3 protein-coding genes are annotated in these 2,160 nt (G+C 68.1%); all 3 read left to right on the top strand.

Annotation, left to right across the window (positions count from 1 at the left end; genetic code table 11):
* Positions 1 to 421: dipeptide epimerase (locus EB084_24195; protein ID NDD31364.1), on the top strand; the 421-nt coding region annotated here is incomplete at its 5' end.
* Positions 422 to 516: 95 nt separating this feature from the next.
* Complete coding sequence (locus EB084_24190; protein NDD31363.1) at positions 517 to 1,302, top strand: hypothetical protein; 786 nt, start codon at positions 517 to 519, stop codon at positions 1,300 to 1,302.
* Entirely contained in the window at positions 1,299 to 1,898 is a 600-nt protein-coding gene (locus EB084_24185) for a phosphatase PAP2 family protein (protein ID NDD31362.1), read from the top strand. Before EB084_24190 ends, EB084_24185 begins: the two co-directional genes overlap by 4 nt.
* The last annotated feature ends 262 nt before the right edge of the window (positions 1,899 to 2,160 follow it).

The raw sequence follows: 2,160 nt of genomic DNA, 5'->3' as shown, positions 1-2,160 counted from the left end.
GGGCTGCACCCAGATCGAGCAGCCCTTCGACCCCGCGCGCCGCGACGACCATGCGTGGCTCACAGATCGCAGCCCCGTTCCCGTGTTCGGTGACGAAGGCGTGCGGCGGCTGCCCGACGTGCGCGACGCGGTGGGCGTGTACAGCGGGGTGAACGTGAAGCTCATGAAGTGCGCCGGCATGCGCGAGGGGCTGCAGATGATCACCACCGCCAAGGCCCTGGGGCTGCGCGTGATGATCGGCTGCATGACCGAGACCTCATGCGCGGTCTCGGCCGCGGCGCACCTGGCCCCCCTGGTGGAGGGGGCCGATCTCGACGGCCCCCTGCTCATCAAGGACGACCCGTTCGAGGGGGCCGAGCTTGCCGACGGGGTGATGACCCCCCTCGACGCGCCCGGCATCGGCGTTCGCCTGCGGCCCTGACCGCAGGCGCGTCAACGGTTCGATGCCCCCACCAGGCAGAGGAAGACCGTGAGGAAGAGGGAGCCGCTCTCGTCGGCTCGAACCTCGACAGTGCCATGATGAGCCTGCTGCAAGCCCTCGGTGTGCTCCCCTTCTTGATGCTGGCGGGGTTCGCCGCCGGCGTGTCTGCCGCCCCGGGCGTTGCGCTCTACAACCACGCCGCGGCCATCATCGCAGGCTGGCCGTCGCCGTGGCACGAGATGGGCGTGGGGCTCAGCCTCGTGCTGGCCTACTTCGCGTTCGGCTTCACCCTCATCTTCGTGGCCCCTCTGCTCAACGCGCTGCTGCTCGGACGCCTGAAGGCCTGGCGTGGCCCGCAGGTGTCGCCCGGCGCAATGCGCTGGTACGTGCACGCCACCCTCACCCTGCTGCCTCGGGCCACCTTCCTCGACTTCATCTGCGCCACCCCGTACATCAACCTGTACTACCGCCTCATGGGCATGAAGCTCGGTCACCAGGTCACCGTCAACACCACCGCCATCGCCGATCCGTCGCTGATCGAGATCGGCGACAAGGTGACGCTGGGCGGCTCGTGCAGCATCATGGGGCACTACGCCCAGGGCGGATACCTGGTTCTCGCCCCCACGCGCATCTGCGCCCGCGCCACCATCGGGCTTCGCGCCATCATCATGGGCGGCGTCACCGTGGGCGAGCGAGCCAAGGTTCTCGCCGGATCGTTCGTCCTCCCCAAGACGGTGATCCCGGACGGCGAGACCTGGGGCGGAATCCCCGCGGTCAAGGTCGACCTGCGCAAGGGCGACAGCCACAACGAGGAGAACGAGCCCGCGGTCGCGGCCGCGGGTGACGCACAGGGTGGCGCGAGAGGAGTCGACCACGCATGATACTCGTCATCGGATTTCGCCTCATCACGGTGGCCGGCCTCATCGGCCTCTGGTTCCTCACCCAGAACCTGCTGTCTCAGCGCGGGATGCCGGAGGGCGAGATCGGCGACAAGCTGCATCAATGGCTGGCCGCCCCGAACCGGTACCTGAACGATCAGCCCGCCGCCGCGCGGCTGCTGCTCATCACCAGCTCGCTGGGGGTCGACCTCCTCGGCGTGACCGTGCTGGGCTGGGGCATCTTCGGACCCTCGCTGCGCCCGCTGGTGGGCCTCACCATCTTGATGATGCTGCGCCAGCTCTCGCAGTACCTCACGGCGCTGCCCGCCCCCCAGGGCATGATCTGGCGCGACCCCGGGGTGCCCTCGCTCTTCGTCACCTACGGCGTGTCGAACGACCTGTTCTTCAGCGGTCACACGGCGCTGGCCGTGTTCGGCGGCCTGACCCTGGCCACCATCTCCCCGTCGCTGGTCTGGGTGGGCGTGGGGCTGGCCTTGTTCGAGGTCTTCACCGTGCTGGCGCTGCGCGCGCACTGGACGATGGACGTGTACGCAGGCGCCGTGACGGCGGTGCTGGTCTTCGTGGCCACGCACGGCTAGGGAAATCGCGACGAGACCCGCTCGCGCAAGCCTATCACGCGGCCCACCTCGGAGTGGTTCCCCAGCGCCGGGACGCGCAGAGACCATCGGCGAGGGGTGATAAACATCGTTTTACCGCAGCGTTGATGATGTTTCAGGCGGTTTTCAAGTGGCAGGCGATAGACTGAGGGTGCGAGAATACGCAAGCGCGCGGCATCGAGCAGCGCGGGTGACACGAAACGAGGCAAGACATGGATAGCATCAAGGGAACCACCCTCCACAG

It is taken from the genome of Pseudomonadota bacterium (genome assembly GCA_010028905.1).
In the GTDB taxonomy this organism is placed as follows: domain Bacteria; phylum Vulcanimicrobiota; class Xenobia; order RGZZ01; family RGZZ01; genus RGZZ01.
The sequence above is the reverse complement of the archived record's forward strand: the minus strand, read 5'-3'. Positions and strand labels throughout refer to the sequence as shown.